The sequence below is a fragment of the Roseimaritima multifibrata genome (assembly GCF_007741495.1).
Classification (GTDB): Bacteria; Planctomycetota; Planctomycetia; order Pirellulales; family Pirellulaceae; genus Roseimaritima; species Roseimaritima multifibrata.
In genome coordinates, this window is sequence record NZ_CP036262.1 from 6,102,633 (window position 1) to 6,119,991 (window position 17,359).

General features: G+C 55.7%; 13 protein-coding genes. 6 read left to right on the forward strand and 7 right to left on the reverse strand.

The annotated features are described in order from the left end of the window. The first annotated feature begins 249 nt into the window (after positions 1-249). Positions 250-1,119 (forward strand): hypothetical protein, encoded by an 870-nt coding sequence (locus tag FF011L_RS22170; protein ID WP_145354155.1) that lies wholly within the window; start codon positions 250-252, stop codon positions 1,117-1,119. Between the two features lie 103 nt (positions 1,120-1,222). After that, positions 1,223-1,522 carry a hypothetical protein gene (locus FF011L_RS22175; RefSeq protein ID WP_145354156.1) on the forward strand — a complete coding sequence of 100 codons (300 nt, stop codon included), beginning with the start codon at positions 1,223-1,225 and terminating at the stop codon, positions 1,520-1,522. A 649-nt stretch (positions 1,523-2,171) separates the two neighbouring features. Here the strand turns inward: FF011L_RS22175 and FF011L_RS22180 are convergent. The 7 genes from FF011L_RS22180 to FF011L_RS22210 all read right to left on the reverse strand — a co-directional run bounded on the left by FF011L_RS22180 (position 2,172) and on the right by FF011L_RS22210 (position 12,287). Next, the gene (locus FF011L_RS22180) at positions 2,172-3,110 is read right to left on the reverse strand and encodes an ABC transporter ATP-binding protein (RefSeq protein ID WP_145354157.1); all 939 of its coding nucleotides are present in this window, start codon (positions 3,108-3,110) and stop codon (positions 2,172-2,174) included. A 35-nt stretch (positions 3,111-3,145) separates the two neighbouring features. Continuing rightward, a complete protein-coding gene (locus tag FF011L_RS22185; protein WP_145354158.1) occupies positions 3,146-5,326 on the reverse strand; it encodes a hypothetical protein in 2,181 nt (726 codons plus the stop codon). A gap of 38 nt (positions 5,327-5,364) precedes the next feature. Further along, positions 5,365-5,718, reverse strand: a complete 354-nt coding sequence (locus FF011L_RS22190; protein ID WP_145354159.1) for a MazG nucleotide pyrophosphohydrolase domain-containing protein — start codon at positions 5,716-5,718, stop codon at positions 5,365-5,367. A gap of 315 nt (positions 5,719-6,033) precedes the next feature. Continuing rightward, complete coding sequence (locus tag FF011L_RS22195; RefSeq protein ID WP_145354160.1) at positions 6,034-7,290, reverse strand: hypothetical protein; 1,257 nt, start codon at positions 7,288-7,290, stop codon at positions 6,034-6,036. A 23-nt stretch (positions 7,291-7,313) separates the two neighbouring features. Further along, positions 7,314-8,405: a prenyltransferase/squalene oxidase repeat-containing protein gene (locus tag FF011L_RS22200; protein ID WP_145354161.1), complete on the reverse strand. Its 1,092-nt coding sequence runs from the start codon at positions 8,403-8,405 to the stop codon at positions 7,314-7,316. Next, positions 8,402-9,226 carry a hypothetical protein gene (locus FF011L_RS22205; RefSeq protein ID WP_145354162.1) on the reverse strand — a complete coding sequence of 275 codons (825 nt, stop codon included), beginning with the start codon at positions 9,224-9,226 and terminating at the stop codon, positions 8,402-8,404. Before FF011L_RS22205 ends, FF011L_RS22200 begins: the two co-directional genes overlap by 4 nt. Before the next feature lie 34 nt (positions 9,227-9,260). Then, positions 9,261-12,287: a DUF4175 family protein gene (locus FF011L_RS22210; RefSeq protein ID WP_145354163.1), complete on the reverse strand. Its 3,027-nt coding sequence runs from the start codon at positions 12,285-12,287 to the stop codon at positions 9,261-9,263. 282 nt (positions 12,288-12,569) lie between these two features. On the opposite strand from FF011L_RS22210, the gene FF011L_RS22215 reads away from it, so the two are divergent. The 4 genes from FF011L_RS22215 (at position 12,570) to FF011L_RS22230 (ending at position 17,356) form a co-directional block, all read left to right on the forward strand. Further along, positions 12,570-13,712, forward strand: coding sequence for a sulfotransferase family protein (locus tag FF011L_RS22215; RefSeq protein WP_246109566.1), 1,143 nt, complete (start codon positions 12,570-12,572; stop codon positions 13,710-13,712). A 687-nt stretch (positions 13,713-14,399) separates the two neighbouring features. Further along, a complete protein-coding gene (locus tag FF011L_RS22220) occupies positions 14,400-14,984 on the forward strand; it encodes an LURP-one-related/scramblase family protein (protein WP_145354164.1) in 585 nt (194 codons plus the stop codon). A gap of 61 nt (positions 14,985-15,045) precedes the next feature. Beyond that, the gene (locus tag FF011L_RS22225; RefSeq protein WP_145354165.1) at positions 15,046-16,383 is read left to right on the forward strand and encodes a 3-keto-disaccharide hydrolase; all 1,338 of its coding nucleotides are present in this window, start codon (positions 15,046-15,048) and stop codon (positions 16,381-16,383) included. A gap of 109 nt (positions 16,384-16,492) precedes the next feature. Further along, on the forward strand, positions 16,493-17,356 hold the full coding sequence (locus FF011L_RS22230) for a hypothetical protein (RefSeq protein ID WP_145354166.1): 864 nt from the start codon (positions 16,493-16,495) through the stop codon (positions 17,354-17,356). Positions 17,357-17,359 lie beyond the last annotated feature (3 nt).

Genomic DNA, 17,359 nt, shown 5'->3' on the forward strand with positions numbered 1-17,359 from the left:
TTTCACCTCCAAAATCGGCCCCTGCCCGAAACTGCCATTGACGCACGGCAGGACGGCGTTTTAGTTTGCCAATTGCAGAAATTTGGCATGGATTGCCGCCGATTTCTAAATATTCCCTCAAATCTAGCGATCGTGATGGTCGAAACAGCTAGAGGGGACAACACCCACTTTTAACGATCTGCCCGCCAGGGACGCTCTGACGAGCGTAGAAAAGCAGATTTCGATGTATCACTACCAAGGATGGAATTGATGCGATACCGAACCCACGCACGCCGCGTGCTGTTGGCCGGATGCGCACTCACGGTCGCCGTCTCGACCGGATGTCGTAGCGGCTTTAGCAAGCCTAGTTTCAATGCTTTTGGCTGGGGAAAAAGCCCCTCCGCCGAAGCTCTCGCTGGAACCGGGCCCTCGACCACCTACCCAGTTCCTCCCTCGGCCAACGCAACCCCAACGGCAATCGCCTCGGTTGCAGCAGGGACCAATGGCACCGTCGATGTCAGCAATGGCTATGCGGTAACAACGCCTCCTGCCTCTGCGGGCTCCGCAGCGAATCCAGCGGCTGCCAATGCAAACGGCTTTTACGGAAGCGCCAACCCAGCCGCTCAACCTGCAGCATCGGTCGCAACGGCTCCCAAAACGCCAGCAAACGATCCTGCCGCGGCTCCCGGCTATGGTTACGCGAATGCCGCTTCGGCAAGCGGATACCAATACGGCGGCGGGCCGGCAGCATCGGCGCCAGCAGCATTACCTCCGGCATCGGCCGCGGGCAATCCTGCTCAATCCTACGCACAATCGGCTGGCGGATACCAAATGCCTTCCGCCGCAGCAGATCTTCCAAGCACCGAACTTCCCGCTGGTTCCGCCCCTGCAGGCGCTAGTCAAGGGTTTTCAATGCCCGCAAGCTACGCCAACACAGCTCCGCCCAGTGCTCCGGCTCCTAGCAACCCATACGCCGCTGGCGGGCCAGGTGCTGCGGCCGCTCCCGATGCGAGCACGGCTGCGATTCCGCCGTCCTATGGCGCCCCCACTTCGGCGGGAGGTGGCTACAAGCCAGGCAGTACTTCTGGTGGACAAAGTTACCCTGGTGGAAACGATGGCAGCGGCAGCTACATGAGGTAGTCGCGTCAATAATCCAGGCTAGTAGGCGAAACGAGGCTGGGAAGGTATCCTAACAGCCTCGTTTTTGACCCTTTCCCGTCCCCAACCACCCCCTACGTTTCCTATGGCGCGTCGAGTCGTTAGCCGCAAAGATAAAATTGCCGAAGCTGAAGCAACGGAAGCCGAAAAGAGCGCCAAGAAAGCTAAAAAAGCTAAAACGAGCAAGCGCAAAACCAAGGCTAAACCAGCAACCGAAGTCCGTATGAAGATGTACTGGGGCGTCTTTAGTCAAAGCCTCAAGCGAATCGCCGTCTTTGAATACGACCAGAAAACGGAAGCCGAAAAACGAGCTGAAGAGCTAAGCAAAGGTGGCAAAAGCCCCCACTTTGTGCAAAAAGTCAAAGAAGAAATCGGTCTCGACTGATCGTTTGTTGCAAAACAATCCGGACGGAGCGCAGACCGCCCTTCGAGGAGAGCCTGTGAATTTGCCAGGCGTCTCCCTATTAGCATTGCAGGTACCCGCCCGAAACGCTCGCTCTATCGTTGCGTTTCGGTACCCAACGCGAAACTTACCCTTCCGGTAAGCGGGCTCGTCCCACGCCAAATCCCAGCGGCCGCCTTCTCTCACGATGGGCGATTGCTGAATGGGTGGCTTCTCCTTTCGCGATGGCCCCAAGCCCCCTGCCCGGCCGCTACCAAGAAAGCCTTTGTAGATCTGTGCTCCTGGCGAAGGAAGCCAGCGAGCCGAAACGAGGGGCGATGCGAGGGTTGTGCGATAAATAAGTAGTGAGTGTGGCAGGGAGAAAAGGCCCCATGCCAGCTTGCCTGGCATGAAGCCAAGATTTGAAATTAGTTCGCATGGCTCTAGGAAAACGCATCCCGTTCGGATTGCCGCTTTCAGCGGCAATCCGAACGGGATGCGAAAACCGTGGGAGCAACCACCTCTAATTTCAAATCTTGCGTTCCTGTCGGGTAAACCGACGAGGGGACGTGGCGCTTGGATGTCTGGGCAGGTGCCAGCTGCTGTCAAACCGTCAACTTATATATCGCACGTCCCAAGCATCGGACGCCCCCTACATTCGCTGGGAGGTTCCCTTGGTCAGCGCCATAAAGGCGGCTTCTAGGTCCAGCTCTTCTTCGCTGAACTGCCGCAGCGGAATCTTGTTCTCGATCAGCAGCGTTGGCAAATCGCTGTAGTGTTTGACTTCAGGCTTGAGGATGATTCGCAATGATTGATCCCCTCGCTCGACTCCTTGGACTTTAACGTGCCCAGCAAGCAGCGATTCGACCTTGTCTAGATCTTCCAAACGCTCGGGGTGAATCACCAGTACCAGATGTTCACGGACACGGCGTTTGACCTCTTCAACCTCGGCGTTGACGTTCAGAACGCCCTTGTCGATGATCCCAACTTTGTTACAGATGTCGCTCAATTCGGGAAGGATATGGCTGCTAACGATAATCGTCTTTCCCATCTGCCCAAGCCGCCGAAGCAGGTTCCGCATTTCGATCCGAGCACGAGGGTCAAGACCCGACAGCGGTTCATCTAGCAACAAGACTTGTGGATCATGCAGGAGCGTCCGCGCCAGGCCCAGTCGCTGCGTCTGCCCACGAGAGAGCGTATTTGCGAACGCGTCCCGTTTGAAATCAAGATCGACCACATCCAACATTTCATCGACGCGTTTTTTCCGAGCCTGTCCGTTGATGCGGTACGCCGAAGCAAAAAACTGCAAGTATTCGACCACTGTCATGTCATCGTAGACGCCGAAGAAATCGGGCATGTAACCAACAAGTCGCCGAATCTCTTTAGGCTTGGTATGGACCGAGTGGCCGCAGACATACGCCTCGCCCCAGCTCGGTTCAAGCAGGGTCGCGATGATCCGCATGGTGGTCGTTTTCCCTGCACCATTGGGACCGATAAAACCGAACAGATCGCCTTCATTCAATTCCAATTCGATTGCTTTAATCGCAAAGGAATCACCATACTTCTTGGTCAGGTCGACGGTCTTAATCACGACGAATTCATCTCGAAAAAAGGAAAAACGCGATCCTATCGATCGGCCTGCACAGGCAACAAAATACGGACCAAGCTTACCGCCTGTCCGGTGGAAACGGGGAGTGCCGAAGCCTCCGAATCACTGCTTCCATCAGCGGCCGAAGCCGTTAGCTTCAACGTCGTGCTCGGTTCTTCTAAACGGCCGATTAACAGTACCGTTTCATCGGTCAAAATTTCACTTAAATCGAACTGCCTTAGCGGATCGTTGGCCAGCCCTGTGTAGGATTCGCCCCCCGCGATCCCATAGAAGCCAAAAACCTCTGCGACCTTCGCAAGGTCACTGTCTTCGGCTTGATCCCATGGTTCACTGGACGTTAAATCACCAACCTTCTTCCGCTTCGTTAACAGCCAACGAAGCAAGCGAGGCCGCAAGTCCTCGACACGTTCGATCGTCTGGCCCGCTCGAAATCGCGATGGCAGCGTATAAACCCGGTCACGGTCCAACAGCATCCCGTCCAGAATATCGACCGACAAGGGATTCGGGAGGGCTCCGATCAACTCGGCTCGGTTTCGTCTTGCCAAGCGATTACCTACGTCCGGCGTAAAATCGAAATCCCACCAACTTGCAAAACCTTTGCTGGATGACGGTGCCAACGGGAGCCCCGACATTGATCCTGCAGGCCGTTTACCATTCCAGTCCAAAAAGACATCGTAGGCAGGTAAACGCTGGTCTTCCAACTGGATTTCGATCCCGCCAAATGGCGCCCCAGAGTAGCCGAAGGGGGCCGTGAACGGTCCCGACAGTTTTTCCTCCGATATTGATGACCGAAAGGAATCCGAAACCGACAGCGACACATCGAACTTCGCTGCCTGAGAAGCATAAAGCACATCCCATCGGAAGCCTCGACCAGTCTTCTGAATACCGTTGATATCGATAATCTCTAAGCGGTTCAACTGAGGCTGGGCGTACTGCCCCTTCAGCGTCCATGAAATCAGAAACAGACTGACCGCCGCGATCATGACAGGGAACGTCAGCCATCCCAGCAGCGGACGTTTTAACCACCGATTCACCAGGAGAAAATCGATCGGACCGATATACAAAAACAGCAGGATCAAAAGTGCAGCAAGGATCGCGAACGGAAGCGAACCGGCGTTCGCGAAACGATCCAGGTTTGCCCGGATCTGTCCTGCCATATCGTTGTAGTGGATGTCACTGGAACGAGGTGGCTTGGATCGTGGCGGCGAACTGGGAAACAGATCCGCTGCCATTCCAGCAAGCAAATCGTTCCGTTGCTCCCAGCCTTCAAAAGGGGCTTGATCCAAATCGGCTGCAATCGCAACAACGTTTCCTAAGCCGCGTCGATAACGCATCGCAAATGGCAGCGGGCGGCGATCCAGCAACCGCCCAACCAAAACGGCCTCCCCCTCTTCAACTGGCAACACAGCGGCCATGAACGGCTCTAGCTTTCGCTGCGAATTCGTGAAGGATTCGATCGCACTCGGTTCCATTTGGAACGTGACGGGCGGTTTCTGATAGGGCAACAATCGTCCCACCAAAGAATCTTCTCGATAGGCGGCGACGGCATTCTCGCCAAACGTGACCAGCACAAAACCGCCCCGTTCGACCCAGGTTAAGATCGCTTCCAGCGAGGCATCCGAAATCTGATCCAACAACGGCGCCGACCCGGCCGAAATCACCAAACCGTCCAGCGAATCATACCCCAACCAGTGGTCCGGCAAATCGGCGGCATCGGTGACGATTGTCGTCGCCACCGTCGCTTCCTGATTCAGCAGTTCATTCGCCCCCAGCTGATCGACTCCAATCGGATCGCCCAGAATCATGACCCACCGTCGATCGACGGCGATCGGTTGATCTGCAAAGCGGGCCTCTCGCTGGACCGTGCCTTCTTGCGAGCGAACCACCAGCGGAGCCGCGGCTTTTCCGGGAATCACGTACCGCCACTGCGAAAGCGAAGAAGCGGGGTTGTCCGCCGTGTCGCGATAACGAACGCGAACGCCATCCCCATCGACGGTTTCAAGCTGCAACGGACCGTCGAACGGGACACGGACCGGCGTCCATTGCCCGACTCGATATTGCCCATCAACGCCGATACGGACCGGTTCCGCGGACGGCGGCGAACCCGGTGTATCCGGTGAATCGGCGAATGCGCCAGCGGCTCCCAACAGGACGGCACAGAACAGCCCACACAGCCGCCTCATCGATGGCGTTCGCATAGAGTTTAAGAATGGGGGCCGGTCCAGAAACAAGGATTTCACGGTTTCTCTTCAGCGGGGCAAAGGCAAGCCAGCCGCCCGCAACCGGGACAACCATGGCCATATTTAGCGATTAGAGCGGCGGACAAATCGACGCCGGCAACATTAGCAATCGTCGCCAACCAGGCAATCACATCCGCAAACTCTTCGGCAAGATTCTCTTGATCATTACCCCTCAAAGCCGATGCGAGTTCGCCAATTTCTTCCATCAACCACATAAAAGTTCCGTCGACCCCTCGTTCGACGTCTTTTTCGTAGTACATCGTGCGGATTTTCGCCTGCAAATCGGCGAGCGACAAATCCGCAGCAGGACTATCGCTGGCGGCGGGCAGAGCAGGATCAGATGGGTTCATAACGGATAATAGCAGTCGGTCGAATGAGTGGACAAGCCGTGTAGCGAACGCAGTATACACTAACCAAACGTCTACCCACCCGCCGATCCAAGCTACCCAAAAGGGGCCTTTGGTCGCAGCTGGCAACTTCCCTGGGGCCACCCATTCGACGGAAACCCAACACCCCTGGTGATTTTAACAAATTACGTAAACAACATTCTGCAGATCCGCCGCGCGAGCGTCCAAGCGACCGTTAAATGATCCGCTCCACCTAGGAAGCTGAACCGACCGTCACCGTTCGCGGACCACTGCTGCGTCAACGGGGACAGTCGCGGCTCATTGCCCCAACGTCATCTCCAGCCACTGACCTCGTCCAAACCCTGCATTGCCGATCGGGTCCACCCCCAGAATAAGCAGCTTGGCTCCGGCCAAATCGATATCAATCTCCGCCGTCCGGTCCGTCTCTTCCTCGCTCTCTGAAAGATTGCCCTCGGTGCCGGCAGTGATTTCGGGGGACTGCCAACGCGTTGTTAACTTTCCGGATGCGTCGGCGGTTTGCACGATAAAGCGACAGACCATAGACCGCAGCAGCCTATCGTGATTGGGAGCCACATCCATTCGAGCACGCACGAAACCACGCAATCGCTGCTCTCCATTTAGGCGGTAAACGATCCGGCTGTTTGCAGGGACCTCGATTCCGCTTCGAACCCATTCTCCTTCGCACCAACGCGGCGACGAGGAATCGCCCCAACTATCCATCGCGATGACGTCGCCGAACGACGGCACGTGTCGATACCGCAAAGGCGACCGCAATTCCAACGCACCGGACTGAACCGCGGGCGCGGACCAGACCAACATTGCGTCCCAGCGATTCGACATTCCTCCAACCTGCAAAAATTCTCCACCAACGGCCAACCGCTTTGGCGATTCCTGCAGCGGTGATTTCAATCGAACCAGACTACCGTCGGACAGAGCCATCCAGTGATCTTGGTCGTCGACAACCGTCGCCATACGCAAAGCGGGACTGGAGACGAAGGCTCGTAATCGAGGACCACTAAAATCGATCGTAGGGCGTGCCTCCGAACTTTGCTCCGCACCCGCCAGCCTGAATTCCCCTTGCCTGTCCTGACTTTCAATCGTTTGACCGGCGACCAAACTCCCACGAGTTACCGTTCCATCGATCGCAATAACCGCATCCTCGGGCCCTTTTAAACGAGCGGCTTTCCGTTCGATTCGCTGCCAAGCTTCTCGATCGAGTGGTCCGTTCCAGACGATTGCCTGGACGGCCGCCAGGGGAATCTCCATTTGCCCCCACTCATTCGATACCTCGCACGTCTTCGAATCAAAACGCCAACGATTCGCTGCGATTCGGCTTCCATCGACCAGCAGGATTGCCGCGGCCGTTTCCAATGCGCCGCCTGCCCTCCCCTGCTCTGCTGAATCGATCGGTTGCGAAATCAAAAGTTCAGCATGACGGCCTTGCCCGTACGCGATCCCGCGATCGGCACTGGACGCCAGTGCGGCGATCAGCCCAAACATCAAGACCACAGCCCGTCGTGTGGAAGATTTTGTACTGGCTAAAGAAATTGTCATGAGAAGGATTTTCGCTCGGACGATCAACGTTGAAAAATGGGCAATGCCGTCCGCGGAGCACTTAAGATCAAACAGCTCATCGCCGTCGCATAAGGTCGGCCGACGAAATCATGCCAACCGCCATCGACGGCCTGAAACCGCAACAAGATGTTTCGCAGCGACGTGTACCATTGCTGAAACGCATCCCCTCCCTGCTGCCAGAAGGCCTGCACGGAGTAGTAATGGGCGTACAAAAAATAGTTATTTTGACGTGGGGAAAGATTGGCGGTTTGTCGGCGTTGCAAAAACTGATAGGCAAGCGTCAATTCCTCTCCCTTGTACCTTCCGGCGTTCTGCAGTGCCACGATCGCACCCGCGGTTAGCGGGAACCGACTCTCGCCCCCCTGCATCTGATACATAAATCCGCCGTCCGCATTTTGAGAGCGACGGATGTAGTCGATCGCCTTGTCTACGACCTCTCCCGGGACATGCAATCCAGCATTGCGAGCGGCTCGCAGTGCCATCACTTCACAAATGGTAACCGAAAGGTCCGCTTCAAGTGGCTGAGGCGTATATCGCCAACCACCTGAGGTGTGCTGGGCCCCGACGATCGTCTGAATTGCAGCTCGCACCTTGACGCCCAGATCATCGCGATCAGTCATCCCCAGAACTTCGGCAAGGAACAGAGTCGCAAAACCATGCCCGTACATTTCGCCTCGACTGGCGGAAGCACGACGAATGATGAATCCGCTATCGGTGCAAGAATCCGCAATGTACTGCACACATTTCTCGACGGTCGTTCCCAGCGGTCCCCGTCCCGGCAGGTTTCCGGTCGCCAACAAAGCAAGTCCGCACAGAGAAACGACGCCGACGTTCTCTCCCATCCGCCCTGGAAAGGACCCATTCGCCCGCTGTTCTTTAAATAGATACCGCAGCCCATTGGCGATCGCTTCCCTTGTGGCGGTCGTGAACAGGGCGTCGGTCTGCGCCCACCCATCCACCGCTTGCTGCACATCATCACCAAGCACCCGATTTCGGTGACACAAAGAGGCAGCCAAGACGCCCGCTAAAACGCCTCTTCGATTCAGTTGTCCACGCTGCATTGGTTTAGAGTCGATACCGTTTGATTGCATCATTGGTCTTCCGCCTCCGCCAAAGCTTGATAGTAGGCCTGGATCGCTTGCTGGTAACGAGGATGAAATTGTTCGGGCAAAGAAGCCTGCAACTGCTGACGAACCTGATCAGGCAGATGCCCCCAAACCGATTCCTGAAGGTTCCGTTGGTTAACGGCCTGCTGACTTGCCGGATCCCCCTGAAGCTGTTCGGGCGTCATCGAATCGCCGTCTCCTGGCGAACCATTTGGATCCTCCGATTTCTCAGACGATTCCGGTTTCTTGCCCTCCTCTTGGGACTCCCGTTGCTGCTGGGAAACGGCCTCTTCGGCAGGCGTTTCTTCCATCGATGTTTCGGATTGCTGAGGCTCCGTTTGCGATTCTTCCGGCGGCGACTGAAGCTGTTGGAGGATCTGATCCAAGGCATCGATCGCTGATTGCTGAACAGAAACCACGCTGCCGCCTGTTGCCGCCTGAGAATCCTCGTCGGTTGATTGCAATTGACGCTGTGCATTGACCATCGATTGATAAGCCGCCAACAAGGGGCCACCATCCCCGAGGGTCACCCCTTCAATCGGCGACGTTTCCGGATCTTCCGTTTTGCCCTTCACCCTTTTTTCTGGCTCCGCATCGATCATCAGCCCATCCAACAAATCATCGAAGGCTGCTTCGCCCGTTGCCGGTCCCTTTGTCGCAGGTTCCGTCGCCGGCGGTTCCTGCGCGTTAAGTCGACTACAGGAGAGGATTCGGCAGTCCGGCGTCCCTGCAAACGAACAGACCACCAGCCCGAACCAAATGCTTCCCAGACGCGCCATCGATTTCGATTTCGAAAAAAGCTTGATCATTCGGTTTATCCTGCGTGCCTTCGAACCGTCGTTTTTACTGATCATCTAAAATCGCCTGTAAGCGTTCGGCTAACTCGGCTTGCTGAGCCGCTAATTCCTGGCGTTCGCGTTTCCATTCCTGCACAGCATCTGCCCCGTCAAGCTCGGTTCGTCGATCTTCCAATTGCTGCGTCTGATCGCGCAACCGAACCTGCATCGAACGCATCAGATGAATCGAAGCCATCGGGAAATCCGGTTTCGTCTCTCCATTCTCTTCCTGCGGATCGGCGTTCTGATCATCGGAATTCGGTTCCTGTGGATCTTGCTTCGCATCACTTGGCGTGCCGGCCTGCTGCAGTGACTGAGCGATCTGCTCTAACCATTCCTTAGCGGCGGTAGCGTCGGCAAGGGACTGCGCATCCAACGGATCTCGCTTGAGCCTAGCGACCGTCGATTCCATCGCCTGCTTGGCATGCTGGAGGGCTTCGGGAAAGAGAGGTAAATCCTGCAGCTCTTCTTGCACCGAATCGACCTTCTTCAATGCATCACTTTGTTTAGCGATCGCCGCATCACTTTCCACTCCTTCGCTACGCAGGGTTTGATCGACGGCATCCGCCACCTGCTTCTGCATCCGCACCAATTCCGAAGCACGATCGGCAAGCGGCGTGGAGCTGTCCGATTGTCGATCGGGATCGGCGAAGTCTTCTGCGGCTTCGCGCATCTCGGCAGCAAGCTGGGCCTGAGCCTGGGCAGCACTGGCGGGCTGCTTTTTTAACTGTTCCGCTAACGCCCGCATCCGAGGCGCCCACTGCTGCAAATCTTCGGCTGCGTTCTCAGCCGACTCAGCCATTTCCTGCAATCGATTCTGAAGGTCCTCAGACTGCCTAGCCAATTCAAGCTGCTGATCGGCAAGCGTCTCGGTCCGCTCCCGTTGTTCTTGCTCGCTTTGACTGGAAGCGGCTCGTTCGGTTGCAGTAGCCAAGCGTTGCTGCGTCGCCGCCATTTCACGAATCGATTCAGCGGTCAATTGTTTTTGCAAACCGCCTGCCAGACGATCCTCAATCGATTTGAGTGTCGCTTCGGCGGCATGTTGCAAATCAGACGTCGCCGCCAGGGAATCGGTCGACTCTTCTGCAGCGGCTTGTTCTAACTGCTGCAGCGCCGGTGCCAGCTGGCTATCCCGCGTCTGCTGCAGTTGGTCCGCGATCTCTTTCATCGAATTCAGCAACGGCGAGTCGAGCTGATTGAGCTCCGCTTGCGATGCAACTTGAGCGGCTTTGGCCAAGGCCCCCGACGCTCCGGAATCGATCTGCTGAACAGCTTGCTGCTGTGCGGCACGCGCAATCCCCAACGATGCCTCACGTTGTGCAACGTCCTGTTGCAACTGAGCTTCAGAGGTCCGGTCCATGGCGATTTGTTGGCGATTCCTAGCGGTTTGGATTAGCTCCAGCACCTCTTCACTTTGCTCGACCAACCTGCTTTCCAGTTCCTCCGCAGAAATCAAAAACAGGCGTAACCCTTCCGATCGTCCAACCTGCCCCGCCGTGTCTCTTGCTGCTGCATAGAGCAGAACGGCCGCAGGGTCGTCCTGCTCGGGAACAGAATCGAGCGCAATTTGGACGTCTCGCTGAAGTTCAATTCCGTCAGCCGGTTTGGACAACACAAAATCGCCCTCCGCCTCTTGCCCGTCCCCCCATACCAAACCACTCTCCACCAAACCGTAGTTATCACTGGCCGTAAACGAGACATCCAGAACGGCAGCCGATGTCAGATACCGGTCCTGCGGAGTCTCTGTCCAAGCGACAACGGGCACCGAGTCGACCACAACATCGATCTCCCAATCGGGCAAAAACGATCCCGTTAAACCATCAAGATCAGTCCACTCAAACTGCAACGTCTGTGTCCCCTGCTCGTTAGCCGTCGCCCAAGTCGATTCAAACTCCAATCCATCTTTCGACCGTTCGACCGTCAGCATTTCTTCATTGCGAGTGACGACCAAGTTTTGCAATTCCCGATCCACACGAATTCGGATTCGAAACCGGCTATCAATGGGTATCGAAAATCGCCTTGCCTCCGTCTCGAACGCTTCGACGCCGCTGATCGGAGGAGGCTGAACCGACACGCGTCGATCAAGCATCTTAGCGGGCGGAACCACTTCAACGTTCTGCCAAGGCATCGACGTATCGTCTCCCCCTTGGACACGTACCTGAAACGATTCTTCTGTTTGCGACCGATCCAGAATCGCTTCGCCGGTTGCCAAATCAACATCGACCGACTGTTGGGAATCGGGTTCCTCGGCAAGACGCCAAGACAATTTCGTGTCTACGGGAAGGTCCACCCCCGCCGCATCGACAATCTGCAACGAGACTGGATTGCCAGTCGAAATGCGTTCGGGATAACGAAGCTGCAAATGATTTTGCCTTGGCCATTCAACGGATCGCCAAGGCATCGCTAACCGCTGCACGCCGATACTTGCCGTTGCTGGGCGCAGAAAGAAGAACAGGCCCACAGCAACAACAGCGGCCACACAAACCAAGACCGTTTTGAGAAATCGAGGCTGATCAAGCGCCTGAGAAAAATCCAGACCCGCCGTCTCTTCCGCCAAACGATCACTCGCAGCCCGTTGCAATTCGGAATAGGCAGGCAGATTTTGGGAAGAAGAATTCTCTGTCGATGGGTAGGATTCGATGAAACTACTCAGCCGATCGCCCAGCCGCGGAAACCGCAATTCGATCCGGCGAGCAACCTGAAAATTGGTGACCGGACGCACGAGGGGGCTCCACAACCACCGCTCTGCTGCCCACGCTACAACCAATAAAATCGTTACAGTCGCCCCCCAGCGGAAAGTTTCAGGCCAATTTGCCCACCAAGCATGGACGCTATAATCGACACAAATCCCCCCACCGACAACGATTAGCAGGACCGCGGCAAACAGGAATCGCCCTCGCCACCGCAGCCAAAGCTGTGCCTGTCGCGTGACCTTGGCCACCTTTTGAAGCAGCAATTCCGAAGCCTGCGATGTCCGCACCGGCGTCGTGGTCGTTTGTCCAGGACTTGGATCAAAAATTGACTGGTTACTCATGCAAACCAGTATAGGGTTCACAGTCGCGGCGAGAATCACCAGCAAGCGGGCTTCATAGCATTTCCAGCCTGCTCGAACTACGATTCAGTTAGCGAATGGAATGGCCGAAAGAGTACAGAACAGGACCGTCCGCAAATAAATCACCGGTTTATTAAAAAGACGCAGGTTACCCGGCAGAGAAAACCGGAAGGCATGCGTCCTGCAGCAAGAATCGCATTCGACAACCTATCCCGGGGCGGTCCTTGACGCAGTTCCCTTCATCCTCTGACATTGGCTCTGACGTTGACCTCCAACGCTCCGAAACCTTCACCGCAATACCACCCCTACCCTTTCTACAGCCCTCGCTTTTGGCACGGGATGCGGATGGGAACTTGGTTTCGTCTCCTTGCAGACAACCGTTTTCGTGTCCATCCAACTCGCTGGGCACTGGCCACCACGGTCACCCTAGCAGGCCCGTTTAACGAGGCGATGCGACTGGCCCAGAAAGCGATCTATGGTCGCAGATTGGACGCGCAGCAGCTCCCGGCTCCCCCCTTATTTATCCTAGGGCATTGGCGTAGCGGGACCACGTTAATGCACGAACTGATTGCCAAAGACGATCGCCTGGGCGGCCCCTCAACGTATCAGTGTTTTGCGCCGCATCATTTCCTTGTGTCCGAGTGGTTCTTCCGTTCGTTCGGAAAATGGCTACTCCCTTCCAAACGCCCGATGGACAATATGGAAGCGGGCTGGGACCGACCGCAGGAGGACGAATTTGCGTTGATGAACCTGGGCGTTCCCTCTCCCTATCGCCGCATCGCCTTCCCCAACGAAACACCTCCAGACCTTGAATACCTGGACCTTGCCGACGTGCCGCAAGAAAAGCGGGACGAGTGGTTAGCCGCGTTGCATAAATTCCTCCTTTCCGTAACCCTCCGGAAAGACCAACGGCTTGTCCTAAAAAGCCCGACGCACACCGGGCGACTTCGCTACCTTGCCGAGTTCTATCCGGGCACAAAATTTATCCACATGACGCGCGACCCGCGAAGCCTGTTCCCATCCACATGCCGACTGTGGCCAAGTTTGGACCACGTTCAAGCCTTGCAAAAACCCAGTTCGGAAGTGACTCCAGAACTGGAAGCGTATGTCATCGAGTGCTTACAGCGGATGTATACAGCTTTCGAAAGAGATATTGCCCACATCGATCCCGAACAGATCATCCACGTTCGATACGAGGACTTGGTGGCCGATCCGGTAAACAAGCTGGCAGAGATCTACGAAACGCTCAAGCTGGATGGATTTGACGACATCCGTCCAACGCTGCAAGAGTGGGCCGATTCGCAACACCGCGAGTACAAGGTCAACAAGCATTCCCTTCCCCCTGAAACGGAAGCTCGTATCCGCACGGAGTGGGCAGACTACTTCGAACGTTACGGATACGCGTAACCGCCCTCAGCAGCAAAAGCAATCGCGAGCCTTCCGCCCGAGCGACGTTTTTCGTGCAAAATGCCGGACGGCTTAGAGCAAAATTTCTTAGCGGCAGGGCGCGAGCTCTCCGGCCCACGAATGACTGCCGTGCGAAAAGGCCGGACGGCTCGCGCCGTTCCGCTAAGAAGGGCTTGAAGGAAAAATTCCTAGCGGTAGGGCGCGAGCTCTCCGGCCCACGAATGACTGCCGTGCAAAAAGGCCGGACGGCTCGCGCCGTTCCGCTAAGAAGGGCTTGAAGCAAAAAATCCTAGCGGCAGGGCGCGAGCTCTCCGGCCCATGAATGACTGCCGTGCGAAAAAGGCCGGACGGCTTGCGCCGTTCCGCTAAGAAGGGCTTGAAGCAAAAAATCCTAGCGGTAGGGCGCGAGCCCTCCGGCCCATGAATGACTGCCGTGCAAAAAAGGCCGGACGGCTTGCGCCGTTCCGCTAAGAAGGGCTTGAAGGAAAAATTCCTAGCGGTAGGGCGCGAGCTCTCCGGCCCATGAACGACTGCCGTGCAAAAAGGCCGGACGGCTCGCGCCGTTCGGTTAAGAAACGTCGATGACGTTGCGGTCGTGCCGCTTCACGCTAAAGTTGCCGTTACAATTGGACCCGCTAACCGATTAGCAACCGAAATCAAAGTCACTTTTTGCAAAACAAAATCCTGATGCAATATCCAATCGAGCTTAGCTTCAAACTGCTCACATTCGGTCAGCGGATCACCGCGACGGACGCTTCGGGCCAAGTCCTGATGTTCATCAAACAGAAGATGTTCAAATTCAAAGAGCAGGTGGAAATCTACAATGATCCCCAACAGTCGCGTCTGTTGTTCCGAATCGCAGCCGACAGGATGATCGATTTTTCGGCGAACTATCACTTCACCGACGCAGAAGGAAATGATTGGGGAGCCGTTCGACGCCAGGGGATGCGTTCCCTCTGGTCGGCCCATTACGACGTGATGCAAAACGAAACCGTCGACATGACGATTTCCGAAGAAAGCCCCATGAAGAAGTTCTTGGAATCGATGCTCTCTGAAATTCCGATAGTGGGCATGATTGCTGTCTACTTGCTCAATCCCAGCTACATCATCCATCGTCCTGACGGCACCCCGGTCCTACGCTTAACCAAACATCCCGCTTTCTTTGAAGGTCGCTTTACACTTGAAAAACTAGCGGAAATACCGGAGGACGATGAACTCCGCTCTTTGATGGCGTCGATCATGCTGGTCCTCCTTGAACGTCGACGCGGCTAATTTCATATCGCTACCTAAGCCTGCGTTTCCTGCCTCCTTTCCAACTCAAGATAGTTTTGCCATGCCTATTTCCTCTGCCCATCCAGGAACGGTGTTCAGCCTTCGATTCGGTTGCCTGTTGCTGTTGATTTCCAGTCTGATCCCTGGTTGCTCACGTTCAGACGCTCCCACTGCAAAATCAGATGTTCCCGATAGCGAACCAGCCGAAAACGCACCGGATGTTTTAGAAAATCCGATTGCTAAAACACCTCCAGCGATTCCTCAAACCTACGAAATTAATGCGGAGACACTCTTGGCAGCTCGTCTGCCCGCCGAGCAAACCGGAGAGGGGTGGGTGCGGCTGTTTGACAACCAGACTTTGTTTGGCTGGCAGCTAACGGGATCCGCGAATTGGCGTGTCGAAGATAATCGCATCGTTGTCGATGGAGGCGAAAAAAGTTTCCTGGTTTCGACCTCTAGCTGGAATGACTTTGAACTGGAACTGGAATTCAAAGCGGACGAAGGGGCCAGCAGCGGCGTTTTCCTCCGTACGCCTCTCTACCCAGAATCGTCCAAAACCGATTGCTACAACATTCGCATCGCTAATGACGACGCGAATTATCCGACGGGCAGCATCGCACTTCGTAAAGCCGTCGCAGAACTGCCCGCCGAAGCAACCGCTGCCGACCGATGGCATCGCTATAAAATTCGCGTGGAAGGGAATACGGTAACGGTTCACCTGGATGACGAACTGGCCTGCACCTACGAAGACGCGGCGCCGCTGCCAGCAGGGCACGTCTCACTGCTGCACGATCAGGGACACGTCGAATTTCGCGACATTCGAATTCGCCCGCTAGGTTTGCAATCGTTACTTGCCGAAGAGAACCTAGGCCAGTGGAAGCAGTATCCCGAATATGAAGGCGAATTTAAGATCAATGAAGAGGGATTGCTTGCCATCACCGGTGGCAGCGGACAATTGGAAACACGTGATTCCTTTGCCGATTTTGCGATGCTGACCCGAGTCCGCACAAACGCCCCCGATCTAAATTCCGGCGTTTTCTTCCGCTGCATCCCGGGTGAAAAGATGAATGGGTATGAATGCCAGATCAGCAACGCCACCAAAGACGGCAACCCACTGATTCCTGGCGACTGCGGATCGGGCGGCATTTTCCGCCGCCAAGATGCACGTATCGTTGCGGCCGATGACGGAGAGTGGTTCGACATGCTGCTGATCGCCAAAGGCCCCACCATCACCGCTTGGGTAAATGGCATCCAAGTCAGTGACTGGACCGATACACGCGAAGCGGACCCCAACCCTCGCCGTGGCCTACGCTTAGAAGAAGGAACCATGATGCTTCAGGCACATGATCCCACGACCGACTTATCGATCCAGCAGTTTGAGGTCGTCGAATACGAATAACGCGCCCCAATTTAATTTCTTATTTGTTGCGGACGCGGAAACGGGCCACCGCTAGAATAGAACTCATCAGCCCCCCCAACAGCCCTTTTCACCAATACTGGACCCCGTCATGATCACTCGTCTTTTGCTTGCCTGCGTACTCTGCGTCTTCGCAGACTACGCCGCGGCACAGTTTCGAATCCAATTCGGACGAGGGGGCAATTCGACTCAACCCCCTAAAATCGACCACCACGATCAGGTGATTCGCGATGGGCACGGGCACACCGCTGGTGTCGACCACCACAATGGATCGCACAACCGCGTTTCTCCAAATTCTCGGCCTCGGCCTAGACCTAGCGGCACGCACATCGATCATCACGACCATGTCATCCGTGACAACCACGGGCATGTGATTGGCCGCGAACATCACGATGTTGTCCACTCCAATCGTTCCTACCATGTACCGGCCCACCACGGCAATCACCATGGCCAGTATTACGTAGAAGACAGCCGCTACTACTACGTTCCTCCAACATCCATTGGGCATACAGCAGCCAGACCTGCTGCCCTCGCTTTCGGTGGCTACCATCAGTACGAAGACCTGTCGGGCCGACTGGAAACGATGCTGAATGAATTGCTACTAGACCTTCATTACAATTATTCGCATAACCCTGGATTTCAGGAAACCTATCGCGAAGGTTATGAACTGCTAAACGTTGCCAAGTACATTCACGACGCGGAGCATGCGAATGATCGCGATGCGATGCGAGCCAAGCTTGGCGGCATGGACCAACTGTTTCATCACATCGAAGACGACGTACGTGGTTGGTCACGTCACCACCACCGACAAATCGGAAGCCTTGGAATTCTTGACAAAATGGAACACATTGAAGCAACCCTGCATCACCTGATGCACGACGTTGGTGTTTCCGCTCAAGAAGAAGCCCCACTCCCAGGCGGAGGAATCGAACAGGCACCACCACCGACCCCGTAGGGA